At 71.0% G+C, this 22,597-nt stretch carries 22 protein-coding genes; 7 read left to right on the top strand and 15 right to left on the bottom strand.

Translation table 11 applies throughout. The annotated features are described in order from the left end of the window. Positions 1 to 52: 52 nt before the first annotated feature. The 7 genes from LXT23_RS28090 to LXT23_RS28120 form a co-directional block, all read right to left on the bottom strand. Positions 53 to 1,897 carry a GspE/PulE family protein gene (locus LXT23_RS28090; protein WP_253983396.1) on the bottom strand — a complete coding sequence of 615 codons (1,845 nt, stop codon included), beginning with the start codon at positions 1,895 to 1,897 and terminating at the stop codon, positions 53 to 55. Further along, entirely contained in the window at positions 1,882 to 3,696 is a 1,815-nt protein-coding gene (locus LXT23_RS28095; protein WP_253983397.1) for a zinc metalloprotease, read from the bottom strand. Before LXT23_RS28095 ends, LXT23_RS28090 begins: the two co-directional genes overlap by 16 nt. Before the next feature lie 45 nt (positions 3,697 to 3,741). Further along, positions 3,742 to 4,473, bottom strand: coding sequence for a uroporphyrinogen-III synthase (locus LXT23_RS28100; protein ID WP_253983398.1), 732 nt, complete (start codon positions 4,471 to 4,473; stop codon positions 3,742 to 3,744). A 42-nt stretch (positions 4,474 to 4,515) separates the two neighbouring features. Beyond that, entirely contained in the window at positions 4,516 to 5,457 is a 942-nt protein-coding gene (gene hemC, locus LXT23_RS28105) for a hydroxymethylbilane synthase (protein WP_253983399.1), read from the bottom strand. Continuing rightward, the gene (hemA, locus tag LXT23_RS28110; protein WP_253983637.1) at positions 5,454 to 6,812 is read right to left on the bottom strand and encodes a glutamyl-tRNA reductase; all 1,359 of its coding nucleotides are present in this window, start codon (positions 6,810 to 6,812) and stop codon (positions 5,454 to 5,456) included. The genes hemC and hemA overlap by 4 nt, the downstream gene beginning before the upstream one ends. A gap of 2 nt (positions 6,813 to 6,814) precedes the next feature. Beyond that, the gene (locus LXT23_RS28115) at positions 6,815 to 7,633 is read right to left on the bottom strand and encodes a cytochrome C assembly family protein (protein WP_253983400.1); all 819 of its coding nucleotides are present in this window, start codon (positions 7,631 to 7,633) and stop codon (positions 6,815 to 6,817) included. A gap of 67 nt (positions 7,634 to 7,700) precedes the next feature. Beyond that, on the bottom strand, positions 7,701 to 8,078 hold the full coding sequence (locus LXT23_RS28120; RefSeq protein WP_253983401.1) for a hypothetical protein: 378 nt from the start codon (positions 8,076 to 8,078) through the stop codon (positions 7,701 to 7,703). Positions 8,079 to 8,259: 181 nt separating this feature from the next. Between LXT23_RS28120 and trxA the strand changes: the two genes are divergently transcribed. Further along, a complete protein-coding gene (trxA, locus tag LXT23_RS28125) occupies positions 8,260 to 8,592 on the top strand; it encodes a thioredoxin (protein ID WP_253983402.1) in 333 nt (110 codons plus the stop codon). Positions 8,593 to 8,670: 78 nt separating this feature from the next. Here trxA and LXT23_RS28130 read toward each other — a convergent pair whose 3' ends face one another. Beyond that, positions 8,671 to 9,372 carry a polyphosphate kinase 2 family protein gene (locus LXT23_RS28130; RefSeq protein WP_253983403.1) on the bottom strand — a complete coding sequence of 234 codons (702 nt, stop codon included), beginning with the start codon at positions 9,370 to 9,372 and terminating at the stop codon, positions 8,671 to 8,673. 177 nt (positions 9,373 to 9,549) lie between these two features. Between LXT23_RS28130 and LXT23_RS28135 the strand changes: the two genes are divergently transcribed. Beyond that, a complete protein-coding gene (locus LXT23_RS28135; protein ID WP_253983404.1) occupies positions 9,550 to 9,885 on the top strand; it encodes a hypothetical protein in 336 nt (111 codons plus the stop codon). Positions 9,886 to 9,945: 60 nt separating this feature from the next. On the opposite strand, the gene LXT23_RS28140 is transcribed toward LXT23_RS28135, so the two are convergent. The 5 genes from LXT23_RS28140 to mreC form a co-directional block, all read right to left on the bottom strand. Further along, positions 9,946 to 10,578, bottom strand: coding sequence for a PilZ domain-containing protein (locus LXT23_RS28140; RefSeq protein ID WP_253983405.1), 633 nt, complete (start codon positions 10,576 to 10,578; stop codon positions 9,946 to 9,948). Between the two features lie 148 nt (positions 10,579 to 10,726). Then, complete coding sequence (rodA, locus tag LXT23_RS28145; protein ID WP_253983638.1) at positions 10,727 to 11,854, bottom strand: rod shape-determining protein RodA; 1,128 nt, start codon at positions 11,852 to 11,854, stop codon at positions 10,727 to 10,729. Positions 11,855 to 11,861: 7 nt separating this feature from the next. Next, positions 11,862 to 13,898 (bottom strand): penicillin-binding protein 2, encoded by a 2,037-nt coding sequence (gene mrdA / locus LXT23_RS28150; protein ID WP_253983406.1) that lies wholly within the window; start codon positions 13,896 to 13,898, stop codon positions 11,862 to 11,864. Then, on the bottom strand, positions 13,895 to 14,395 hold the full coding sequence (locus LXT23_RS28155; protein ID WP_253983407.1) for a hypothetical protein: 501 nt from the start codon (positions 14,393 to 14,395) through the stop codon (positions 13,895 to 13,897). The genes mrdA and LXT23_RS28155 overlap by 4 nt, the downstream gene beginning before the upstream one ends. After that, complete coding sequence (mreC, locus tag LXT23_RS28160) at positions 14,392 to 15,252, bottom strand: rod shape-determining protein MreC (protein ID WP_253983408.1); 861 nt, start codon at positions 15,250 to 15,252, stop codon at positions 14,392 to 14,394. Before mreC ends, LXT23_RS28155 begins: the two co-directional genes overlap by 4 nt. A gap of 221 nt (positions 15,253 to 15,473) precedes the next feature. Between mreC and LXT23_RS28165 the strand changes: the two genes are divergently transcribed. Next, positions 15,474 to 17,045, top strand: coding sequence for a peptidylprolyl isomerase (locus LXT23_RS28165; RefSeq protein WP_253983409.1), 1,572 nt, complete (start codon positions 15,474 to 15,476; stop codon positions 17,043 to 17,045). Between the two features lie 79 nt (positions 17,046 to 17,124). On the opposite strand, the gene LXT23_RS28170 is transcribed toward LXT23_RS28165, so the two are convergent. Next, entirely contained in the window at positions 17,125 to 18,213 is a 1,089-nt protein-coding gene (locus LXT23_RS28170) for a GGDEF domain-containing protein (protein WP_253983410.1), read from the bottom strand. A gap of 53 nt (positions 18,214 to 18,266) precedes the next feature. Between LXT23_RS28170 and LXT23_RS28175 the strand changes: the two genes are divergently transcribed. Together LXT23_RS28175 and LXT23_RS28180 are read left to right on the top strand one after the other, a co-directional pair. Next, complete coding sequence (locus LXT23_RS28175) at positions 18,267 to 18,863, top strand: Maf family protein (RefSeq protein ID WP_253983411.1); 597 nt, start codon at positions 18,267 to 18,269, stop codon at positions 18,861 to 18,863. Beyond that, positions 18,860 to 19,525: a YggS family pyridoxal phosphate-dependent enzyme gene (locus LXT23_RS28180; protein WP_253983412.1), complete on the top strand. Its 666-nt coding sequence runs from the start codon at positions 18,860 to 18,862 to the stop codon at positions 19,523 to 19,525. Before LXT23_RS28175 ends, LXT23_RS28180 begins: the two co-directional genes overlap by 4 nt. A gap of 16 nt (positions 19,526 to 19,541) precedes the next feature. Here LXT23_RS28180 and LXT23_RS28185 read toward each other — a convergent pair whose 3' ends face one another. After that, entirely contained in the window at positions 19,542 to 19,760 is a 219-nt protein-coding gene (locus LXT23_RS28185; protein ID WP_253983413.1) for a hypothetical protein, read from the bottom strand. 285 nt (positions 19,761 to 20,045) lie between these two features. On the opposite strand from LXT23_RS28185, the gene LXT23_RS28190 reads away from it, so the two are divergent. Together LXT23_RS28190 and LXT23_RS28195 are read left to right on the top strand one after the other, a co-directional pair. After that, complete coding sequence (locus LXT23_RS28190; protein WP_253983414.1) at positions 20,046 to 20,852, top strand: DUF3108 domain-containing protein; 807 nt, start codon at positions 20,046 to 20,048, stop codon at positions 20,850 to 20,852. A gap of 51 nt (positions 20,853 to 20,903) precedes the next feature. Then, positions 20,904 to 22,589: a DUF4091 domain-containing protein gene (locus LXT23_RS28195; protein WP_253983415.1), complete on the top strand. Its 1,686-nt coding sequence runs from the start codon at positions 20,904 to 20,906 to the stop codon at positions 22,587 to 22,589. Positions 22,590 to 22,597: the final 8 nt, after the last annotated feature.

Genomic DNA, 22,597 nt, shown 5'->3' on the forward strand with positions numbered 1-22,597 from the left:
GAGGAAGGGAGCCGGGCCGTCGTGTCTTCCGGGGGGTGGCTGCCGCCGTCGCTCAGGCGGACGTCATCCGCACCACCTCGTCGAAGGCGGTGAGGCCCTGGGCCAGCTTGCGCGCGGCGGCCTCGCGCAGGGTGCGCATGCCGGAGCGGCGGGCCGCGTCCACCAGCCTGTCGTAGGGCGCCTCGCGGGCGATGAGGTCTCGCAGCTCGCCGCCGGAGGTGACGATTTCGAAGACGCCGGTGCGGCCCACGTAGCCGGTGCCGCGGCAGCGCACGCAGCCGGCGCCCTTGAGGATGCGCACCCCTCCGGGCAGCAGCGGCAGCGGCGCCTGGAGCGCCAGCAGCTGGTCCGGGGTGAGCGTCGTCTCCTCCGCGCAGTGGCTGCACACCCGCCGCAGCAGGCGCTGGGCCATGACGCCCAGCAGGCTCTGCGCCAGGAGGAAGGACGGCACGCCCAGGTCCCGCATGCGCGCCACCGCGCCCAGCGCGTCGTTGGTGTGCAGCGTGGACAGCACGAGGTGGCCGGTGAGCGCGGCCTGGATGGCGTTCTCCGCCGTCTCCGGGTCTCGAATCTCGCCCACCATGATGACGTCCGGGTCCTGGCGGAGGATGTGGCGCAGCGCGCCCGCGAAGTCGAGCCCCGCCTTGGGCTGCACCTGCACCTGGTTGAAGGCGTCCCACACCATCTCGATGGGGTCTTCAATCGTGGTGACGTTGACGTCCGGGCCCGCCAGCGCCTTGAGGGCGGAGTAGAGCGTCGTCGTCTTGCCGCTGCCGGTGGGGCCGGTGACGAGGATGAGGCCGTGGGGCCTGTCTATCCACGACTCGAAGGCGCCCTTCTCGTCCTGCTCGAAGCCGAGCTGGGCGATGTCCTGCACCAGCGTCTCCGGGTCGAAGATGCGGATGACGACCTTCTCGCCGAAGGCCGTGGGCAGCGTGGAGACGCGCAGCTCCACCTCGCGCCCGTCGCGCTCCGTCTTGATGCGGCCGTCCTGGGGCCGGCGCTTCTCGGAGATGTCGATGCGCGCCAGCATCTTCACGCGCGAGACGATGGGCGCATGCACCTGCGCCGGCAGCGTGTACACCGGGTGCAGCACCCCGTCGATGCGCAGCCGCACCATGCTCGTGCCGCGCTTGGGCTCCAGGTGGATGTCCGAGGCGCGGTTGTCGAACGCGTAGCGCAAGAGGTAGTCCACCGCCTGCACCACCGGCTTGTCGGAGGCCTCCAGCTCCTGGGTGCCGCTGAGCGAGACGAGCTGCTCGAAGTTGGAGACCTGGGCCCCGGCGGTGGCGCCGCCGAAGTCGTCCGCCGCGCGCGCCAGCGTCTTGTTGAAGCCGTAGATGTGGGCGATGGAGCGGAGGATGTCCGCCTTGGCGCTCAGCACCGGCTCCACGGGCACCCCGGTGAGCCGGTGGAAGTTGTCGAACAGCTCCCGGTCGAACGGGTTGGCCACCGCCACCTGCAGCCGCCCCTGCTCGGTGCGCTCCAGCGGCAGCAGCACGTGCTTCTGCGCGTAGGGCCTGGACACCGTGCGCGTGGCCAGCGCCATGTCCAGCTTCAGCGGGTCTATCTTCCGGTAGGTGATGCCCGCGGCGCGCGCGGCGGCCTCGGTGACGCGGTCCTCGTCCAGCACGCCCCGGCCGTTGGGCAGGGCCACCTGGAAGGCGGCCACCACCTCCACCGGCGACACGTCATAGCGCGCCGCCTCCTTGCCACCGGTGGCCCCCTGCGCCTTGAGGACGCGGGCGCGCGCGGCGGGCTCGCGGGCGAGCACCTCCTGCGCCTGCTGTGGCGTCAGCAGGCCCTGGCCGACGAGCGCCTCCAGCACGAACAGCGTGGTGAAGTCGTCCCGGCTCCTCGAGGGGACACCGCCCGAGCCGCTCACTGCCTGTGCCACACCCGTCTCCTTCCCGCGAACAGCAGCACCACCACCAGCGCACCGAGGAACGCCGCCGCGGACACCGGGGCGCCCTGGCAACCACAGCCTCCCGGCCCGCCCACGCTGCCCTCACCCGGGCCGGCGTCCACGGGCGGAGGAGGCGGAGGCCCCGCGTCGCCGCAGAGCGTGCACGTGCCCGCGTCCGGGCGCGCCTTTGGATCGTAACAGGCGCCCCCGCCGCAGAGCATGTTGGGCGGGCAGTCCTGGGCGGACCGGCAGGCGGGCAGGCAGGCCGCGCTGTTGCTCTCCACGGCGCTGCACTGCAGGGGGGCCACGCACGAGCCCTGCGAGCAGTCGCGCATGCACGCCCGCTCGCCCGTGCCGTCCACCACGCGGCAGGTGGTGCCACCGGGGCAGGCGCAGGCCTGCAGCGCGCACGGCTGCGCGCACACGCCCTGCGAGTTGCCGTTGAGCTTCAGGCAGTACTGGTTGGTGCCGCACTGGGTGTCCGCCGAGCACGGGTCCCCCACCTGCCCGCCGGAGGCCTGGCGCGTCACGCAGACGCGGTCGCAGAGGCGGCAGGACGAGGCGCTTCCCGAGCAGTCCACGTCGCCGTAGCAGCCGGGGACACACACGTCGCCCTCGGGCCTGGGCGCGCACGCGTAGCCCGGGCGGCAGTCGCCCGTCCCGGAGCCGCAGCGCTTCAGGCACATCCGGCCCTGGCCCTCCACGTCCGAGCACTCCGAGCCGCTGGGGCAGGTGCCGGGGCCGCTGCACGACTCGGTGCAGTACCCGTCGTCCCACCGGTCGAACCCGCTGGGCGTGGTGCCACCCGAAGGCAGGGGCGTGGGAGGGATGCAGCGCCCGGCCGCGCTGGTGCCGCAGCTGCCCGAGCTCCCGTCGCAGGCCTGGCCCACCGGGGTGAGGGAGTCCGGCAGCGCCGGCAGGCACGCCCGCGTGAAGCCCGAGACGGCGCTGGACGCGCGGCAGACATACGGGGCCGGACACTCGCCTTCCGTGGTGCCCGTGCAGCCCCTCGCGCACACCTGGAGGGTGACGTCCTTGTTGGTGGTCGACGGCGCCGACACACACGTCAGCCCGCCGGAGCACGTCCCATTGTTGCCGCACGGTGAGCCCACCGCGCCCGCCTGCGGATAGAAGCGGCAGAGCGCGTCCCGGTCATACCGTGCGAGCTGGCGCTTGCTCACCCCAGCCGCGAGCTCGAAGTACATCACCGGCGACTCGTCGTAGATGTCGTAGATGTCGCCCAGGCCGAGGCAGTGGCCAATCTCCCGCATCAGGATGCTCTGCAGGTCCATGGCGCCCGCGGGCGTCACCGTCGCGGTGGACCAGCGGTGGTCCACCGCGTTGAGGTAGATGTCGCACTGGTAGACGTAGCCGCCGAAGGTCACCGGCTTCGCCGCGCCCACGCGCGTGCCCGCGTTGAGCGTGTCGTCGTAGCGGGGGTCTCCGCGGCTCGTCACCCAGTTGGGCACGACGGTGAAGCGGTCCGCCGGGTCGCTGACGTCGGGAGTCGGCGAGCCGTTGGTGGCGCGGCCGGCGAAGTCGAAGTCGGGCCAGGCGCAGCTCACGTCCTCCCAGGCCTGGAAGGCGGCTCGTGTCGCGGCCTCCACTCCGGCCACGTCGAGGCCCACGGGCAGGGGCACCCGGGCATCCACCCAGTAGCGCAGCGGGTCCTGGTTGCTATTGAGCACCCGGTAGCCCAGGTCACTGTACCCAGCCGGCTGTGCCACCGCCGTCGCGGACAGCATGCACAGCCCGAGGGCGCACACGCCCCGCAGCAGACCCCGCTTCATCACTCGACTCCTCCACGTCGGACCGCGTGCCGACGGGCGGGGAGTCTAGCCGCGAACCGCCCGGACCGCGGCATCCACCAGCGCCTCGGATGTGGGGCGCTCCGCGACGCTGGCCGCGGGCAGCCCCAACCGCTCCAGCGCCGCGGCCGTGGTGGGACCGATGGCCACCACCCGCGCGGGGCCCAGCCGCTCGCGGCCCACGGCCTCCAGGAAGGCCTCCGCCGTGCGCGGCGAGGCGAAGAGCGCCACGTGCGGCGGCGAGGACGCCAGCAGCTCCAGCGCCTCGGGCGGCAGCGGCGCGGGCGTGGAGCGGTAGGCCGTCACGCGGGTGACGAGCACGCCCTGCTCGCGCAGCGCGTCCTCCAGCTCACGGCGCCCCTCCTCGGCGGCGGGCAGCAGCACCTCATCGCCGGACTGGAGCGTGTCGCGGATGGCGTGGAAGAGCGCCAGGCCGGTGCCCTCCTCGGGCTCCGCGGAGACGGACAGGCCGAAGGACTCCGCCGTGCGCGCGGTGCGGGGGCCCACCGCGGCCACCTTCACCCTGTTCAAGAGGTGTACCGTGCCCGCCTCGCGCACCGCCTCCATCAGCGCCTCCACCGCGGAGGGGCTGGCGAACACCACCCAGCGGTAGCGGTGGATGTGCTCGGCGGCGGAGGCCAGCGGACGCGGGTCCTCCGGCGGCCGCAGCTCCAGGAGGGGGACGCTGAGCACCTCCGCGCCCTCGTCCTCCAGGAGGAAGCACAGCTCTTCGGCCCGCTCACGCGGGCGCGTCACCAAGACTCGGATGCCTTCCAGTCGCCGTTCCACGCGGGCGGCACTCTAGGACTCCCGGGCCTCCGCGCGGCGAGCGAAATCACGCAGGATGTCCGCCGCCCCACGCGACAGCAGGTCGTCCGCCAGCGCCTCGCCCAGCTCCGGGGCGCGCTCGACGGGCCCTCGCACCTCGCCGGAGATGACGCGGGTGCCGTCCGGCCGGCCCACCAGCCCGCGCAGGTGCACGGTGCCTCCGGACACGGTGGCATGGCCCGCCAGGGGCACGGTGCAGCCGCCCTCCAGCTTCGCCAGCAGCGCCCGCTCGGCCGAGACGGCGATGCGGGTCGTGGCGTCCTCCAGCGGCGCCAGCAGGCGGCGGACCTCTGTGTCGGCGGTGCGGCACTGAATCGCCAGCACGCCCTGCCCCACCGCCGGCAGGCTGACGTCCGTGGACAGCACCTGGGTGATGACGCCCTCCAGGCCCAGCCGCTTGAGGCCCGCGTACGCCAGCAGCGCGCCGGCCAGCCCCAGCTCCCGCGTCTTCTGCAGGCGCGTCTGCACGTTGCCGCGCAGGCTGACGATTTCCACGTCCGGCCGCCGCGAGCGGAGGATGCAACTGCGGCGCAGGGAGGACGTCCCGACGCGCGCGCCCTGGGGCAGCGTGTCCAGCGTCACCCCGTCCAGGCCGCAGAAGGCATCGCGCGGGTCCTCGCGCGTGGGCACCGCCGCGAGCATGAGCCCCTCCGGCAGCACGGACGTCATGTCCTTGAGGCTGTGCACGGCGAGGTCCGCGCGGCCGTCGAGCAGCGCCTGCTCGATTTCCTTCACGAACAGGCCCTTGCCCCCCACCGCGGACAGCGGCGCGGACAGGAAGCGGTCTCCCTCGGTGGACAGCTCCACCAGGGCCACCTCCAGGCCAGGGTGGGCCGCGCTCAGCAGCGCGCCCACGTGACGCGCCTGCCAGAGCGCCAGCGGGCTCTGCCGGGTGGCGATGCGCACGGCCTTCATCGCTTCGCCCCCGTGGCGACCTGCGGGGCGGCCATCACCTGCGTCACCGTGTTCGAGGAGCCATGCGAGCCCCCCGAGGCGGCGGACGGGTCCGCGGCCTCGTCCTCCAGCAGGCCGAACAGCTCCGCGGCGGCGCCGGCCAGCCGGTTGCCCTCGCCCTCCGGGCCCACGGCGCGCAGGCGCGAGGTCGGCTCGTGCAGCAGCTTGTTGACGATGGCGCGCCCCATGGCCTCGATGCTCTTGCGCTGCTTGTCGTTGAGCCCGTCGCCCAGGGTGCCCAGCGTGCGCTCCACCTCGGCGCGGGCAATGGCCTCCGCGCGCTGCCGCAGGCGGGCCAGCACCGGCGTGCCCTCGCGCAGCGCGCGCTCCTTGACGAAGCGGGCCACCTCCTGCGCCACCAGCACCCCCGCCTTCTGGGCCTCTTCGGCGCGCGCCGCGGCATTGTCCGCGACGAACTTCTGGATGTCGTCCACATCGTAGGCGTGCACCCAGTCCAGCGTGCCCACGCCCGGGTCGATGTCGCGCGGCACCGCCAGGTCCACCATGAACAGCGGCCGGCCACGGCGCGCCCGGCCCACCGCGCCGACGTTCTCCTTCGTGAAGATGGGCACCGGCGACGCGGTGCTGCACACCACCACGTCCGCGGCGGCCAGCAGCGCGAACAGCTCCTCGAAGGGCCGCGCCGTGCCGCCCACGTCGGCTGCCAGCGCCTCCGCGCGGGCCAGGGTGCGGTTGGTGACGAACAGCTTCGTGGCGCCCGCCTGCTTCAGGTGGCGCGCCGCCAGCTCGCCCATCTCCCCGGCGCCCACCACCAGCACCGTCTTGCCGCCCAGCCCGTCGAAGACCTTGCTGGCCAGCTGCACCGCCGCGGCCGCCATGGACGTGGACGCGCGGCCGATGGCCGTCTCCGTGCGCACGCGCTTGGCGCAGCTGAAGGCCGCCGCGCACGCGCGCGTCAGCTCGCCGCGCACCGCGCCCGCGCCCTGGCCCCGCTCGAAGGCGTCCTTCACCTGGCCGAGAATCTGCGCCTCGCCCAGCACCATGGAGTCCAGGCTGCCCGCCACGCGGAACAGGTGCACCAGCGCGGCCTCGCCCTGGTGCTCGTACAGGTGCTCCAGCGCCTCGGGCCCGCCCAGCCCCTGCAGCTCCGCCACCACGCGCTCGCGCGCCACGCGCAGGTCGGGCGCGGACAGGTACACCTCCACGCGGTTGCAGGTGGAGACCCAGAGCGCCTCCACCGGGGACTGCGCCAGCCGCTGGAGCACCTCCACCTGCCGCGGCTCGGACAGGGCCAGGCGCTCACGCACCGTCAGGGGCGCCGTCCGGTGGGACAGGCCAATGCAGATGAGCTCCATGCTCACGGCAACCTCATGGCCGCGGCCGTCGGCGACGCCACGTCGTAGGAGGACAGGAAGGACACCAGCATCAGGCAGAAGCCCGCCATGGTGAGGAACGCCACCCGGCGCCCCCGCCACCCGGCGAAGATGCGCGCATTCACGAGCGCGGCGAAGACGGCCCAGGCCACCAGCGTGGCCACCGTCTTCCCGTCCGGCGTCCACGGGCCCGGCGTGGTGCTGACGAAGAAGGCGCCCGTCGTCACCGTGACGGACAGCGCGATGAAGCCCCACACCACCAGCCGCCGGTTGAGCGTGTCCAGGAACTCCAGCGAGGGCAGCCGCGAGAAGAGCAGCCCGAAGCGCTTGGCCTTCACCTGCCGCTCCATGAGGACGTACATGACGCCCACCCCCGCGGCGACGGCGAACGCCGCCAGCCCCAGCAGCGCAAGGGTGATGTGCAGCGGCAGCAGCGGCTGGCGCACCCCCGGCGGCAGCGGCGACTGGCCCCCGTTCATCAGCAGGCCCGGCAGCAGCACCGTCACCGCCAGCGGCGTGAGGAACGCGCCGATGACGGGCCGGCGGTAGCGCACGTCCAGCGCGAGGAAGATGGCCAGCAGCAGGAAGGCCAGCGCGGAGAAGCCCTGGGCCAGCCCCACGGGCCGTCCGCCCTGGGCTCCGAGCAGCTCGAAGAGGGCCACGCCGTGCAGCACCAGGCCGCCGCCCACCAGCACGCGTCCGGCCGTGGCCAGCGCGTCGGACTGGCGCACGAGGTAGGTGAGGTACAGCACGGCGGCGATGCCGTAGGCGTGGCAGGCGAGCGAGACGAGCGTATGGCTCATGGGCACGGGCTCTTAACCACTCGTAACGGGCGAATCAGCCCGGCGTGTTGAGGCGACGGGCCGTGAATCAGCCCATCTTGTTGAGGATGAAAGCGGCCAGCAGATCCGCCTCGGAGTCAGGCTTCTTCTCCCCTCCCTCCGGCCGGGGCGCGGAGGCCACCTCCGTTACATACCCCGGGACGACCTCGTAGGCGTTGTCCCCCACCAGCACCGAGTCGGCCATCTGCTCGGCGCCCAGGCGGGCGAGCTGCTCCTCGGTCTTCACCCGGGCCACCAGCCCCTGGGCGTCCTCGCCCGACACGAGCTGGATGAAGTGCACCGCCGGGGTGAGGGGGAAGGTCGTACCTCCCTCCGCCATGACCACCAGCTTGCCCTCGCGCAGGTCTGCTTTGTCCGCCAGCGCCCACTCCTCGAGCTGGGTCTGGGGCAGGAAGAGCTTCGTCACGCCCGCCAGCTTACACCAGCCTCCCCCGGGAGGGGGACGCTTCGGGGAAATGGTTGAAACAGCCCCCTTCCGTCCGCATCTGTGCGGCCAGAGGGCCTGATGCCCGGCCGACCTTGCAGGGTCACCGGGCGCGTACTAGACGACGCGCCGGTTGGCCGGAAGCGGGCCTGAAGGAGACACCATGGCAGGCGAGAACGTGACGAACATCGGGGATGGAGACTTCGCGCAGCAGGTGCTGCAATCGCAGGAGCCCGTGCTGGTGGACTTCTGGGCCACGTGGTGCGCGCCCTGCCGGGCCATCGCTCCGGCGCTCGACGCCCTGGCCACCCAGTACAAGGGCCAGGTGAAGTTCACCAAGCTCAACATCGACGACAACCAGGACACGCCGCAGCAGTACGGCATCCGCTCCATCCCCACCCTGCTCATCTTCAAGGGCGGCCAGGTCGTGGAGCAGATTGTCGGCGCGGTGCCCAAGGCCCGCATCGAGGCGGCGCTCCAGAAGCTGACGCAGTAGTCCGCCGTCCCGGAAGTCCAGCGCGCGGGCGAGCCTCGAAGCCCTCCCGCGCGCCAGGCCCGTCCCACCCTGGCAGCCTCACGCCAGCAGCTCGGCGCACCGGCGAAGCACCTCGAGCCGTGAGTAGCGCTTGTCGTTTCCCGGCACCACGTGCCACGGCGCGTCCGGGCGGTGCGTGCGGTCCAGCATCTCCTGGATGGCGCCCTCGTACTTCCTCCACCTCTCGCGGTTGCGCCAGTCCTCGGGCCCCAGCTTGTATTGCTTGAGAGGATCTTTTTCCCTCGCGCGAAACCGTTGGAGCTGCGTCTTCTTGTCGATGTGGATGAAGAACTTCGCCATCCGCACGCCGTCGTCCGTGAGCATCCGCTCGAAGGCATTGATTTCATCGTAGGCGCGCCGCCACTCGGCCGGCCGGGCGAAGCCCTCCACCCGCTCCACCAGCACCCGGCCGTACCAGCTGCGGTCGAAGATGCACAGCTCCCCCGTCCCCGGCGTCTTGCGCCAGAAGCGCCAGAGGTAGTGGTGACGCCGCTCCTCCTCTGAGGGCGCGGCGATGGGCCACACCTTGTAGCCCCGGGGGTCCATCAAGGAGGTGAGCCGCCGGATGGCACCTCCCTTCCCGGACGCGTCCCAGCCCTCGAAGACGAGCACCGCCTTGCGCCCCGCCAGGTACGTGTCGATCTGCAGGCGGAAGACACGCTCCTGGAGCGCTTTTACCTCTTTCTCATACGCGTCCTGGTCCCCCACCGTGGCGCCCAGGTCCACCCCAGCCAGCGACACTGTTCCTGGCGGACTGACGGGAAACACGTATCCCTTTGCAGTCTTGTCATCAATTTTTTGAGAACGTTTACGAGTCATGACAGACCCTCCAAGGTTGTATTGACAGCGATGACTTCACCCGCCAAATAGGCACATAGCAGTGTCTGTCTTCACCAGCTGTTTTCACACGGAGTACTCATGGCACGTCCACGCAAAGAATTGTCCCCCTCCTCGCTGACGCCAGCCATGGCCAACTGGGCGGAGGCGCTGGGAGACGCCATTGGCCGCGGCATGCTGCGCGCGCTCAACACCGGCATGCCCTCACTGGGGAGCCATGGCTCGGGTAACGGGGCCGTCACGGCGGGACGCCGCCGGGGCCGTCCGCCCAAGGTGCTGGCGACCAGCTCCATGGTTCCCTCGGACCGCCGCTGCACGGTGGATGGCTGCACGCGTGAGCAGCGCTCGAAGGGTCTGTGCTCGGCGCACTACCAGGCCGAGCGCCGCCGGCAGCTCGCGGGTGGCAAGCCGGCCTGATTCACCGACGCTCTCGGCTCCGCCCACGGCCCTGGGCGAAGCGTACACCCCTCGTGGCGACTAGCCGCCCTGCCAGGGATCCGCGGCGGAGGTGGTGGCCTTGAGCAGCTCCCACGCGGCGAGCACGTCCACCACGCGCTCCAGCTCGTTGGGCAGGGAGCGGGCCCGCTGCGACTTGAGATATTCCTCCGCGAAGGCGCGCAGGCGCATGCCGACGAACAGGCGTGCCAGCGCCACCTCCGTCTGCCCGCTGAAGTCGATGAAGCGGATGCCGAACCCGCTGCGCCCTTCCGGCCCGTTGGAGCGCTCCTCGCGCACGATTTCCGCGCGCGCCTGCACGGGCGTGGCGCCGGGCTCCAGCGAGAAGCGCACCCCCAGCACCGTGCCCAGCGGCAGGTAGAAGGTGCTCTCCAGGAAGGCGCCGCTGACGCTGACGTTGACGGAGGTGAAGCTCGCCGCGAAGCGCCGCGTGCCGCCCTCCCCGTCCACCCACACCTCGAAGCGCGTGGCGAGCTGCGCCCGGGGGAACTGCCGGTGCTCGGGCTCCCCCTGGTTCATCTCGATGAGGGGCGAGAGCGACGCCCGGGGGACCGCCGGATTCCGGACCTCCACCGCCCCGGCCCGCGCCACGGGCGCCTCCAACACCCCCGCACGCACCGTCCCACTCCCCTTCTGGGCAACCTTCCTCTGCATGGCTCGACCTCCACCTGCCGGGGACGCTACCGCCTTCCCACCCGGAATGGTGGGGTGATTCATACACCACCCCTCCCGTGAATCAGGCCCCGGGCCGACCTCCTGCGTCAGGAGGTCCGGAAAGCTCGAAACAGAGGGTGAACCCGGCTCAGAACATGTGTCGTCGCATGCTGATGTTCACCAGCAGGCCAATGCTGAGCATGACGGAGAGCATGGATGAGCCGCCGTAGCTCATCAGCGGCAGGGTGATACCCGTCACGGGGAGCAGGCCGATGACCATGCCGATGTTCTCGAACACCTGCCAGAAGAGCATGGCCACGACGCCCACCGCGACGAAGGCGCCGAACCTGTCCCGGGCACTGAAGCCCACCCCCAGTCCGAAGATGAAGATGGCGCCATAGAGCACCAGCAGCACCACGCACATGATGAAGCCGTGCTCCTCGGCCCACACGGAGAAGATGAAGTCCGTGTGCTGCTCCGGGAGGAAGCGCAGGCCCGTCTGGGTGCCCTCGCGCCAGCCCTTGCCGGAGACGCCGCCGCTGCCCACGGCAATCTTCGACTGCGCGGCGTGGTAGCCGCTGCCGCGCAGGTCCGCCTCCGGGTCCAGCCAGCCGGAGATGCGCTGGCTCTGGTGCTTCTTCAGGTGGTGGCGGACGATGGTGGGCCGGGGCTCGGGCACGTCGCGCACGTAGTCGTTCCAGATGACGATGCCCGCGGCGAGCACGCCCGCCACCAGCGTGGCCACCAGGTACCAGCGCACCTTGCCGAACAGGATGACGGTGAGCGACGACAGGCCAATCATCAGCGCGGTGCCCAGGTCCGGCTGCACCAGCACCAGCGCGAAGGGCACGAACACGACGAGCACCGGCTTCCACAGCCGCGCCAGGCCATAGGACGGCTCGTTGGGCCGGAAGTCGTCGTGGTAGACCTTGGCCAGCATCAGCACGACGCCAATCTTCATGAACTCCGCGGGCTGCAGGCGGAACGGGCCAATGACGAACCAGCTCTCCGCGCCCTTGGCGGTGTGGCCGAAGACGCGCAGCGCGAGCAGCGCCACGATGTTGGCGACGTAGATGGGCAGCGCCATGCGCTGAATCCACCGGTAGTCCACCAGGCACACCACCAGCACGGCCACCATGCCCACGCCCAGGTACAGGGCCTGGCTGGTCCACACGGGCGCGAGCGGCGGACGCGAGGCCGAGGCCAAGTTCCAGATGCCCAGGCCGCAGACCCCCAGCACACAGATGATGAGGCCCCAGGGAACGTGGGGCACCATGCGCCGCTCAATCCGCAGTTGCACGCGTCTCGTCCTCTTCGTCTCCCGGCAGCTGCGCCGGAGGCAGCACGCCCCGCGTGAGCGCCGCTTCGTCCTGCGTCGGCGCGCGCGTCAGGGACGGCGTATAGGGCTGGTTGGGACGCGGCGGCGGCGCCGTGGCGTCCAGCTTCTTCAAGTCGAAGTACTTCTGGAAGACGGCCATGGCGGTGGGCGCCGCGTCGGCGCCGCCGTGGCCACCGTGCTCGTTGAGCACGACGATGGCGAGCTCCGGCTTGTCCGCCGGGGCGAAGCCCGCGAACCACGCGTGGTCGCGCTCGAAGAAGCTCATCTGGTGCGTCTTCAGGCGCACCGTGCCCAGGCGGGCCACCTGCGCGGTGCCCGTCTTGCCCGCGACCAGGACGTCCTTGTTGCTCATGCCATTCATGCGCGCGCGGTAGGCGGTGCCGCCCGGCTCCTCGGCCACCTTCACCAGGCCGTCAATCACCGCCTTGAGGTGCGCGGGGGGAATCTCCACCTTGCGCACCACCTCGGGCTTGAACTCCTCGACGACGTGGCCGTCCAGGTTCTCCAGCCGCTGCACCATCTGGGGCTTGTACAGGGTACCGCCGTTGGCGATGGCCGCGTACACCAGCGCCAGCTGCAGCGGCGTCACGTTGTTGTCGCCCTGGCCGATGGCGCTGTTGAGCGCCATGCCCTTGGTGTAGCCGCCCGGCGAGGCTTTGTCGTGGTACGTGCTGGTCGGCATGATGCCGGGCACCTCGGCCACCACGTTGATGCCGGTGGGGCTGCCCAGGCCCAGCGCCTTGCCCATCTCGCCAATCGGGTCCAGGCCGATGGTGTCCGCCACCTTGTAGAACCAGGTGTCGCACGAGCTCTTCATGGCGGTGTAGCCGTCCACGTGCCCGTGGCCGGAGTCCTTGTGGCAGCGCCAGGTGCGCGCGCCCAGCCGGTAGCCGCCGGGGCAGTTGACGCCCGTCTCCGGACGGAAGGCGCCCGACTTGAAGGCGGCCAGCGCGGTGACGACCTTGAACGTGGAGCCCGGGCTGTAGTGCTCCGCGGCCACGCGGTTGATCATCGGCTCGAGAGGGTCTCTCGAGAGCAGCGCCATCTGCGCGGGCGTCACGCGGCCGGTGAGCAGGTTGGGGTCGAACCCCGGCCGGGACACCAGCGCCCGGATGAAGCCCGTCCGCACGTCGATGGCCACCACCGCGCCCGTCACGCCCGGGAAGGCGCGCTCCGCCTCCTCCTGCAGCCGCATGTCGATGGAGAGCACCAGGTTGCTGCCCGCCTTGGGCTGCACCACGGCGTTGTCGCCCAGCTTGACGTTGAGCTCGTCAATCGTCTGGCCGCGCGCGTTCACCACTTCCTTGCGCACGCCGTCCTGGCCGCGCAGCCGCTGCTCGAAGTAGCGCTCCAGGCCGCGCCGGCCGATGTAGTCGCCCAGGGCGTACTTCGAGCCGTCGGCGGTGAGCCGCTCCAGCTCCTCCTGGGTGATTTCGTTCATGTAGCCCAGCACGTGCGACAGCACGGTGTTGGTGCGGTAGTGGCGGTGCGGCACCGGCGCCACCTCGACACCGTCCAGGATGTCGCGCCGGGCGGCGAGCCGGTCGTACTCGTCACGCGTGAGGTCCACGCGCACCGGCACCGGCTGGAAGGGCGCGTTGCGCCGCCCCATGCGCACCATGTCCTCCACCTTCTTGCGCTGGTCGGCGTCCCACTGGAGCAGCTCCGCCAGCCGGGGGATGACCTGCTCGAAGCAGTTGGTGCAGAAGGCCGGGGTGACGACGGCGTCGAAGGAGGGCCGGCTGTCCACCAGGATGGTGCCGCGCGCGTCCTTGATGACGCCGCGGTCGGCGCGCAGGCGCACCTCCTTCACGAAGTTCGCCACGCTCTTGGCGGCGTACTCCTCGTGCCGGATGATCTGCAGCCGGTAGAGCTGGATGGCAATCATGCCCAGGCCCAGCGACATGGCGAGGCCCAGCCACAGGAAGCGCCGCTTCAGCTCGCGGCCCGGCGTCGTGTTGCCCAGCGTGGGAGGCGTCACCGCAGCAACCCCGCCTGGCGTTCCTGGCTCGCCTCGAAGCGCCGCAGCAGCGGGAAGAGCGCCAGCGCGGCGGCGCCCGTGAGGACCACCTGCAGCGGCATGCCCGCCAGCTGCGAGCCCATGCTGCCGTCCTTCACCGTCAGCCAGGTGAAGAAGGACGCCAGGAGCCCGTGCCCCAGGTCCGCGCCCATGGCGAACAGGGCGAAGGACAGCGCGCCGCGCACGTCCACGAAGGTGGCGACCAGCCGCCCCACCAGGAAGGTGAAGACGGCCAGGAAGGTGAACAGCCCCGTGGGCTGGCCACTCATGAGGTCCAGCAGGTAGCCCACCGCGAAGGCGGAGAAGGCACCTTCCAGCAGCGTGGCGCGCAGGGCCAGGAACGCCACCAGGACCACGGTGACGTCAATGCGGCCGAGCACCAGGCCGGCCTGCTTCACGACGACGGACTCCAGCGTGAGCAGCGCCAGCGCGAGGCCCACGGTCACCAGGAACTTCATTTAGACGCGCCCTCCGCGGTGCTGCCCGGCGCCATGGCGCTGTAGGGATTGCCCACCACCAACACCTCTTCCAGCTTGCTCGTATCCACCGCCGGCACGATGTCCGCACCCTGGAACATGCCGTGCTCCTTCTTCTCTAGATTCGTCACCCGGCCCACCACCATGCCGGGCGGGTAGATGCCGTCCGTGCCCGCGGTGATGATGAGGTCTCCGTCCTCGATGTCCTCGGTGCGCAGCATGTTCTCCAGCTTGAGCGGCCCGGCCCCCGTCCCCGCCGCGGTGCCGCGCGCCCGCGAGCGCTGCACCCGCACCGCCACCCGGCTCTGCTGGTCCGTCACCAGCGCCACGTCCGCGTAGCCGCCCGTCGCGCGGATGACCTGCCCCACGATTCCGTCCGGCGTCACCACGGACATGCCGCGGAACACGCCGTCCTTCTCACCACTGCTGATGCGCACCGACAGGAGCTTCGCCACCGGATTGACTCCCACCACCCGCGCCGGAATCTCCGGCCCCGCCGCCGTCTCCGCGTAGCCCAAGAGCTTGCGCAGCCGCTCGTTCTCCGTGCGCGACTCGCCCAGCGACTGCACCGCCGCGCGCAGCTGGAGGTTCTCCAAGCGCAGCGCGTCATTCTCCTGCCTCACCCCGCGCAGGTCCATATAGCCGCGCACGGCGGCCACCGAGCCCTCAATCGTCGTGGTGAGCGCCTGCTGGACGGGCGAGGACACGGCGATGACGGCCCGGTCCAAGGGGTTGGGGTCTCTGCCCTTGCGGCCGCTGAGCAGGAAGGCGAGCAGCGGGTAGAGCAGCAGGACGCCCACGATGAGGGGGCGGCGGTACCGCTTGAGGAGCGACAGCAAGGGGCGTGGGTCCCGGGGTGGAAGGGGGGAGGAGCGGGCGGGGAGGGAGCGGCTAAGGTCTCTGAATCGCTTGCATTTTCCGGTGCGTTGTCCTAGGCAGTCAAGGCCCTGCGTCGGTGGTGGACGAAGCTCCACCACCCACCGGCCGGGCTACCAACAACACCGCGTCGCGAGTCCTTCCGCACGGCTTTCTCGGCGCGTTTGCCCTCGAAGTGACGACAATGGACGGTCTGAATCCCCGGAAGGTCTTCTCCCTGCTGTTCATCATCGCCATCGCGGTGGTGTTCACGCTGTCGTTCGGGCCGGGCAGCAGCGGCTTCAGCGGCACGGGCACGGCGGTGACGGCACCTGGCTCGGTGGCCACGGTCAACGGCAAGGAAATCCCGCTGCGTGACTTCGCCACCGCATGGGCCCGGCAGATGAACTTCCTGCGCTCGCAGGGAAGCCCCATCCCCGAGTCCATCGCCCGGCAGTTCGGCATGCACAACCAGGTGCTCGACCGCCTGGTCAACACCGAGCTGCTCGCCCAGGCGGCCGAGCGCCACGGCATCACCGCCTCGGACGAGGAGCTGCGCAAGCTCATCCACCAGAACCCGGACTTCCACAACAAGGAAGGCCAGTTCGACCTGGAGCGCTACAAGCAGGTGCTGCGCGACTTCTACCGGAAGACGCCGCCGGACTTCGAGCAGGAGCTGCGCCGCCAGCTGGCCGCCCAGAAGATGCTGGACGTGGTGCGCGCCAATGCCGTGGTGTCGGATGACGAGGTGAAGGCCCGGTACGAGAAGCAGGGCAACCAGGCCAAGGTCGTCTTCGCGCGCTTTCTGCCCACCATGTACGCGGACAAGGTGCCGGCGCCCACCGCCGCCCAGCTCGCGGAGTGGAAGAAGGCGCACGAGAAGGAGATCAAGGACTACTTCGAGGCCAACCGCTTCGTGTACCAGCAGCCCGAGCGCATCCGCGCGAAGCAGGTGCTGGTGAAGCTGGCCCCGGACGCCACCGCCGAGCAGAAGGCCGAGGCGAAGAAGAAGGCCGAGGCGCTGCGCAAGGAGATTGAAGGCGGCAAGGACTTCGCCGCCGTGGCGCGCGAGAGCAGCGAGGACCCGGGCAGCAAGGCGCGCGGTGGCGACCTGGGCTGGGTGGAGCGCGGCAGCTGGGAGCCGGTGCTGGCGGACGCGGCCTTCGCCCTCAAGGCGGGCGAGCTGACGCAGCCGGTGGAGACGAAGTTCGGCGTGCACCTGGTGAAGGTGGAGGAGAAGCAGGCCGCCCAGGACAAGAAGCTGGAGGACGTCTCGGACGAGATTGCCACCACGCTCTACAAGCAGGAGCGCGCCAAGGAGCTGGCGAAGGCCGAGGCCGACAAGGCGCTGGCGTCCGTGAAGGGCGGCAAGGGCCTGAAGGAGCTGTTCCCCGCGGAGAAGGAGCAGCCGGCGCTGCTGCGCTTCGAGACGGAGACGCGGCCGGAGGCGGTGGAGACGGACAGCTTCACGGCCGAGGGTGAGGCGGTGCCGCACCTGGGCCCCGCGCCCGCGGTGGTGAAGGCGGCCTTCGCGGCCAACGGCCCGCAGGTGCTGGACCAGGCCTTCCCGGTGGGCGAGGGCTTCGTGGTGGCGCAGGTGGTGGAGCGCCAGAAGCCGGACGACGCGGGCTTCGAGAAGCGCAAGGACGAGCTGCGCGGCCAGGCCAGCCAGGCCAAGCAGATTGAGCTGACGGAGTCCTTCCTCAAGGCGCTCAAGGAGCAGGGCAGCGTGGTGACCAACACCGAGGCCATCGACTCCGTGGTGGGCACCGGGTGATTCCGCGCTGACACGCGGGTTGCCCCACGAGGGCCGGGCCGAGGGTGCTCCCCTCCCCGGCCCTTCGCTTTTTTCAGCCTCAGCGCGCGGGGAAGTCGGAGGAGCCGGTGTCCGGCGTGGTGGGCACGGCGATGCTGACGCCGTCCCGGCCGCGGGCCTTGGCCGCGTACATGGCGAAGTCCGCGGCGCGGATGAGGTCCAGCGCGGACATGGCGTGATCCGGGAAGGTGGCCACGCCGACGCTGGCGGTGAGGCGCGCGTCCAGGCCGTGCTCCTGCAGGAAGCTGCGCCCGCGGAAGGACTCACAGATGCGCTGGCCGATGACGGTGGCCCCCTCCAGGTCCGTCTCCACCAGCAGCATGGCGAACTCGTCACCGCCATAGCGGAAGACGGCGTCCAGGTTCTGCCGCCCCAGGGCGATGAGGACGTCCCCCACCTCCTTCAGGGCGGCGCTGCCCATCAGGTGCCCGTGGGTGTCGTTGATGCTCTTGAAGTGGTCCAGGTCCAGGAAGACGAGCGACAGCGGGTGGCTGAAGCGCGCCGCGCGCTTCACCTCGTGGTCCAGCAGCGCGCGCAGGTGCCGGGCGTTGTAGCAGCCGGTGTGCTCGTCGGTAATCGTGAGCTCCTGCACCCGGCGGAAGTTGCGCGCGTTCTCAATCGCAATGGCCGCGTAGTCCGCGATGGCGGTGAGGGTGGTGAGGTCCTCGTTGGTGAAGGGCGGGTCCGCGGGGCCGTTGACCAGCTCGATGATGCCCAGCACCCGGCCCCGGGCCAGCAGGGGCACCGCGAGGATGGAGCGGGTGTGGAAGGCGGAGGCCTCGTCGAAGCGCGGGGAGAAGCTGGGGTCTCCCCCCACGTCATGGACGAGCCGGGCGACGCCGGAGGTGAAGACGGCGCCGGCGATGCCCTCGCCGGGGTTGAGCTGGAGCCCCTTGAGGACCTCCGCCCCGTCGCCCACCGCGATTTCGAAGTAGAGCTTCCCGGTGCGCTCGTCCTGGAGGATGAGCGACCAGTTGCGGGGCAGCAGCAGGCTGCTGACCTTCTGCATCACCAGCGCCAGCACCTCGCGCAGCTCCAGCGTCGAGGTCAGCGCCTTGGCCATCTCGTTGTAAGCGGCCAGCTGCTGCACCGTCCGCTTCATGGCCGACAGGAGGTCTGCGGGCTTCATCCGTAGAGTCCACTCCGAGGCGCAAGTCTGCTAAGGCCGCACCGAGCCGTCACATGCACACCCTATCGGAAGAAACGCCGCTCGTCCTGGCTTCCGCGTCGCCCCGGCGCAGGGAGTTGCTCTCACAGCTGGGTCTCACTTTCACAGTCTCCGCGGCGGACATCGACGAGACGCCCCACCCGGGGGAGCTCCCGGAGGCGTACGTCCTGAGGCTCGCCCGCCAGAAGGCCCGTGCGGTGGCGGCCCGCCATCCGGCCGCCTGGGTGCTCGCCGCGGACACCACCGTGGTGCTGGGCCCGGAGCTGCTCGGCAAGCCCCGGGACGCCGAGGAGGCCAGGGCCATGCTCTCCCGCCTGTCCGGCCGCACGCACGAGGTCCACACCGGCGTGGCACTGGCCGGCCGCCATGACGAGGCGCTGGTGGTGCGCACCCGCGTGACTTTCAGGAACCTGAGCCCGGGCGAGATTGCCTGGTACGCGGGCACCGGCGAGCCCCTCGACAAGGCCGGCGCCTACGCAGTCCAGGGCCGCGGTGGTTTTCTCGTGGCGGCGGTGGACGGCAGCCCCACCAATGTCATCGGCCTGCCGCTGGGCGAGACGCTGGCGTTGCTCGAGCGCGCCGGGGTGCCGCTGCCGTGGAGGGCGTCATGAGCGTGGCGGAGCGGCTGGCGGCGGTGCGGGAGCGGGTGGCGGCGGCGTGCGCGCGCGCCGGGCGGCCGGTGGAGTCGGTGACGCTGGTGGCGGTGTCGAAGCTGAAGCCGGCGGCGCTGATCCGCGAGGCGTACGCCGCGGGCCAGCGCGACTTCGGGGAGAACTACGCGCAGGAGCTGCGGGACAAGGCCGCGGAGCTGGCGGACCTGGAGGGCCTGCGCTGGCATGCCATCGGCGCGCTGCAGACGAACAAGGTGAAGTACGTGGCGCGCGTGGCCGGCGCCTTCCATGCGCTGGACAGGCTGGAGGTGGCCCGCGAGCTGTCGAAGCGGCGCGAGGGCGCGGCCCCCCTGCCCTGCTACGTCGAGGTCAACGTGGGCGGCGAGGCCACCAAGAGCGGCCTGGAGCCCTCGGCGCTCGGGGCCTTCCTGGAGGCGGCGCGCGCCCTGCCCAACCTCCAGCTGGTGGGGCTCATGTCGCTGCCGCCCCCCACGGAGGACGAGGCGCGCGCGCGCGGCGACTTCCAGACGCTGCGCGAGCTGGCGCGGGCGCACGGCCTGCCCGCGCTGTCCATGGGCACCACGCACGACTTCGAGCTGGCCATCCAGGAAGGGGCCACCGTCATCCGCGTGGGCACCGCCATCTTCGGCGAGCGCACGTGAGCCCGGGCGCGGGGCGCTACACCTCCTTGAACTTCACCCGGCCCTCCATGCTGATGGAGACCTTGAACTCCGTGCCGCAGTAGTGGCAGCGAATCTCCTCGCCGTGGGCAGGGGACTCGTGCAGCGGGTTGTTGGCGTTGCAGGACGGACAGTCGAAGTCCTTGAGGGCCTTGCCGCCCCCGCCCTTGGACTCCTTCTCCGAGTCATCGTCGAAATCGTAGCTGCTGCCGGACATGGGAACCTCCGGGCGCGAAGGCTACCAGCCATGTCGGCGGCTGGACACCTCGGGGCGCATGGAGGGCAGCCGGGCGTGGCGGGGGGAGGCGCGCGCTGTCGGCCGGGCGTGCGAAAGTGTGTCCCCCGCGACACCCACGAGGCCCCTCGTGGAGGGAGCAGGTAGGCTTTGAATGCCTGCTGTCCAGGCGCGTCCATGGAAATGCAGGACGGCGGGAATGGTTCGGGGCGGGGCCTGGCGAGAAGCGTCCAGGCTCCTTAACTTCCAAGCGAGGGAGCTCACTCGATGCATGCGCAGTCCAAGTGGCGGTTCGCGGCGGTGCTGGCGGGCCTGGTGTGGTCGGCAACGGCCATGGCCCAGGCACCTTCGGCCAATGCGGCGTTCGGCCCCGGTGAGCAGACCCAGTATCGCGTGAAGTACCTCGGCGTGACGGCGGGCACCGCGCAGGTGACGGTGGGCGCGCCCATGAAGCAGTGGGGCCAGGACGTGTGGCCCATCGTCGCGCTGGCGCGCTCGCAGGACACCCTGGGCGTGTGGCCCATCAAGAGCAAGTTCGTGTCCTACTGGCAGACCGACGGCCAGCGGGTGATGGGAAGTGACTTGCACTCGGACGAGAACGGCAAGCGCCGCCGCCAGCGCATCAAGCTGCAGCCGGATGGCAAGAGCGTCCTGGTGGTGAAGCAGAAGGAGAACGAGGCGCCGCGCGAGTCCACGCGCGAGCTGCCCGAGGGGACGCTGGACGTGACGGGCGCGACGTTCGCCCTGCGCAACCGCGACCTCGCGGTGGGCGGCGAGTACTCCTATCCGGTCTTCACCGGCAGCAAGCAGTTCATGATGAACGCGAAGGTGGAAGCGCGCGAGCTGATGAACACGGAGCTGGGGCCCAAGGAGGTCTACAAGCTGCGGGTGAAGGCGGAGTTCGGCGGCAGCCTGGCGTCGAAGCGGGACATGTTCGTGTACCTCACCACGGACCCCAACCACGTGCTGGTGCGCGTGGAGGCGGAGTTCGCGATGGGGACCATCGTGGCGGAAATCACCGACTACAAGCCGGGCCGCATCATGGAGCTGGCCCGCGCGGACAGCGGCGGGTAGCACCGCGACCGAGAGCGGCGGGGAGGACCCGCCAGGGAGTGCAGGGGGCGGATGGGCGTGGGATGGGCGTGGGCAGTGGTGGCGGCGATGGCCGCCACTCCAGGGCCGAAGGTCGTGTCGCCCCTGGTGAAGGTGCGTCCGGGTGAAGCGGTGGAAGGTCGCCGCGACGCCCGGCTCAGCGTGGCGCGCGGAGAGTGTGAAGCCACGCAGGTGGTGCTGCCCGGGCGCGTGGAGCGCGTGCGGGTGGAGCCCCTGGCACTGAAGGGCCCGGGCGCCGCGCTGCGGGCCTCGGTGTGGCGGCAGGCCTTCATCGACGTGAAGACGCCGTCCAACGGGGAAGGCCGCAAGGGCCCCTGGCCGGACGCGCTGGTGCCCGTGGAGGCGCCCGTCGCCGACGCGAAGCTGCCCGCCGTCCTCTACGTGGAGGTGTGCGCGCCGGAGAAGCAGGCGCCGGGCACGTACAAGGGCGCGCTGCAGGTGAAGGCCGGTGACGCGGCGGCCCTGCCAGTGCCCTTCACGGTGGAGGTGCAGCCCTTCGCGCTGCCGGCCACGGCCTCCCTGCCCACCAGCTTCGGCGTGTCGCTGTACAGCATCGCCAAGGGGCACGGGCTGTCCCCGGAGTCCCCCGAGGCGCAGGAGCTCTTGCGCGCGTACGGGCGCACCCTGCTGGAGCACCGGGTGAGCGCCCACGGCATGAGCATGTCGCCGCCGCCGGTGCGCTTCGAGGGCGGCCGCGCGGTGGTGGACTGGCGCGCGTACGACGCGGAGATGGGCCCCTTCCTCGACGGGAGCCTGCTGCCTTCGGGCGCGCGCTTCACCTCGGCGGAGGTGCGCGACAGCCGCCAGGCGAGCACGGACGCGGAGAAGACGGCGTACTACCGCGCCTTCGCCGAGCACTTCCGGAAGAAGGGCTGGCCGGCGCAGCTGTTCTTCTATGCCAAGGACGAGCCCAAGCCGGAGGACGTGCCCCTCGTGAAGGCGCAGTCCAAGCGGGTGCGCGCCGCCGGGGGCATCCCCGTGCTCGTCACCAGCCCGCTGGATGACGCGCTGCGCGGCTCGGCGGACATCCTCACGCCCACCCTCAACTGCTTCTACCCGCGCCCCGGGCCCCAGACGTGCCGCAACGTGGTGACGACGGGGACGCTGCGCGGCCAGCTGCCGCGCGGGGCGAAGGTGTGGTGGTACCAGAGCTGCAACTCGCACGGCTGCAACGGCGGGCCCCCGGAGGACGCGGCGGTGGACGCGGCCTACAGCGGGTGGGCGTCATACATGGTGGACCACCCCGCCCCGCTCAACCGGGCCATGGGCGTGCTGGCCTTCACCGCCGGAGTGGACGGCGAGCTCTATTTCGACACCGTCTTCGCCTACAACACGAAGAAGGACCCCTGGGCCGACGTCTTCGAGTTCGGCGGCAACGGCGACGGCACCCTCTTCTACCCGGGCACCCCGGCCCGCCTGGGCGCCGCGCGTCACGCACCGGTGGTCAGTTTGCGCCTCAAGCACCTGCGTGACGGCCTGGAGGACTACGAGTACCTGCGGCTGCTGGCGGAGCTGGGGGATGTGTCCTTTGCCCAGGCGGCCGCGCGACGGCTGGCCCGGTCGGGTTGGGACATCACCCGGGATGCGGGAGAATGGGAAGCGGTCCGCCAGGAAGTCACCGCGCGGCTCCGCCAGCGATGGGAAGCCTCCGAATATGCGAAGCGTCCGGGCCGTCAGACGCCCAACAGCACCCCGTAGTCTCATGT

The organism is Pyxidicoccus xibeiensis (assembly GCF_024198175.1).
Lineage (GTDB): Bacteria > Myxococcota > Myxococcia > Myxococcales > Myxococcaceae > Myxococcus > Myxococcus xibeiensis.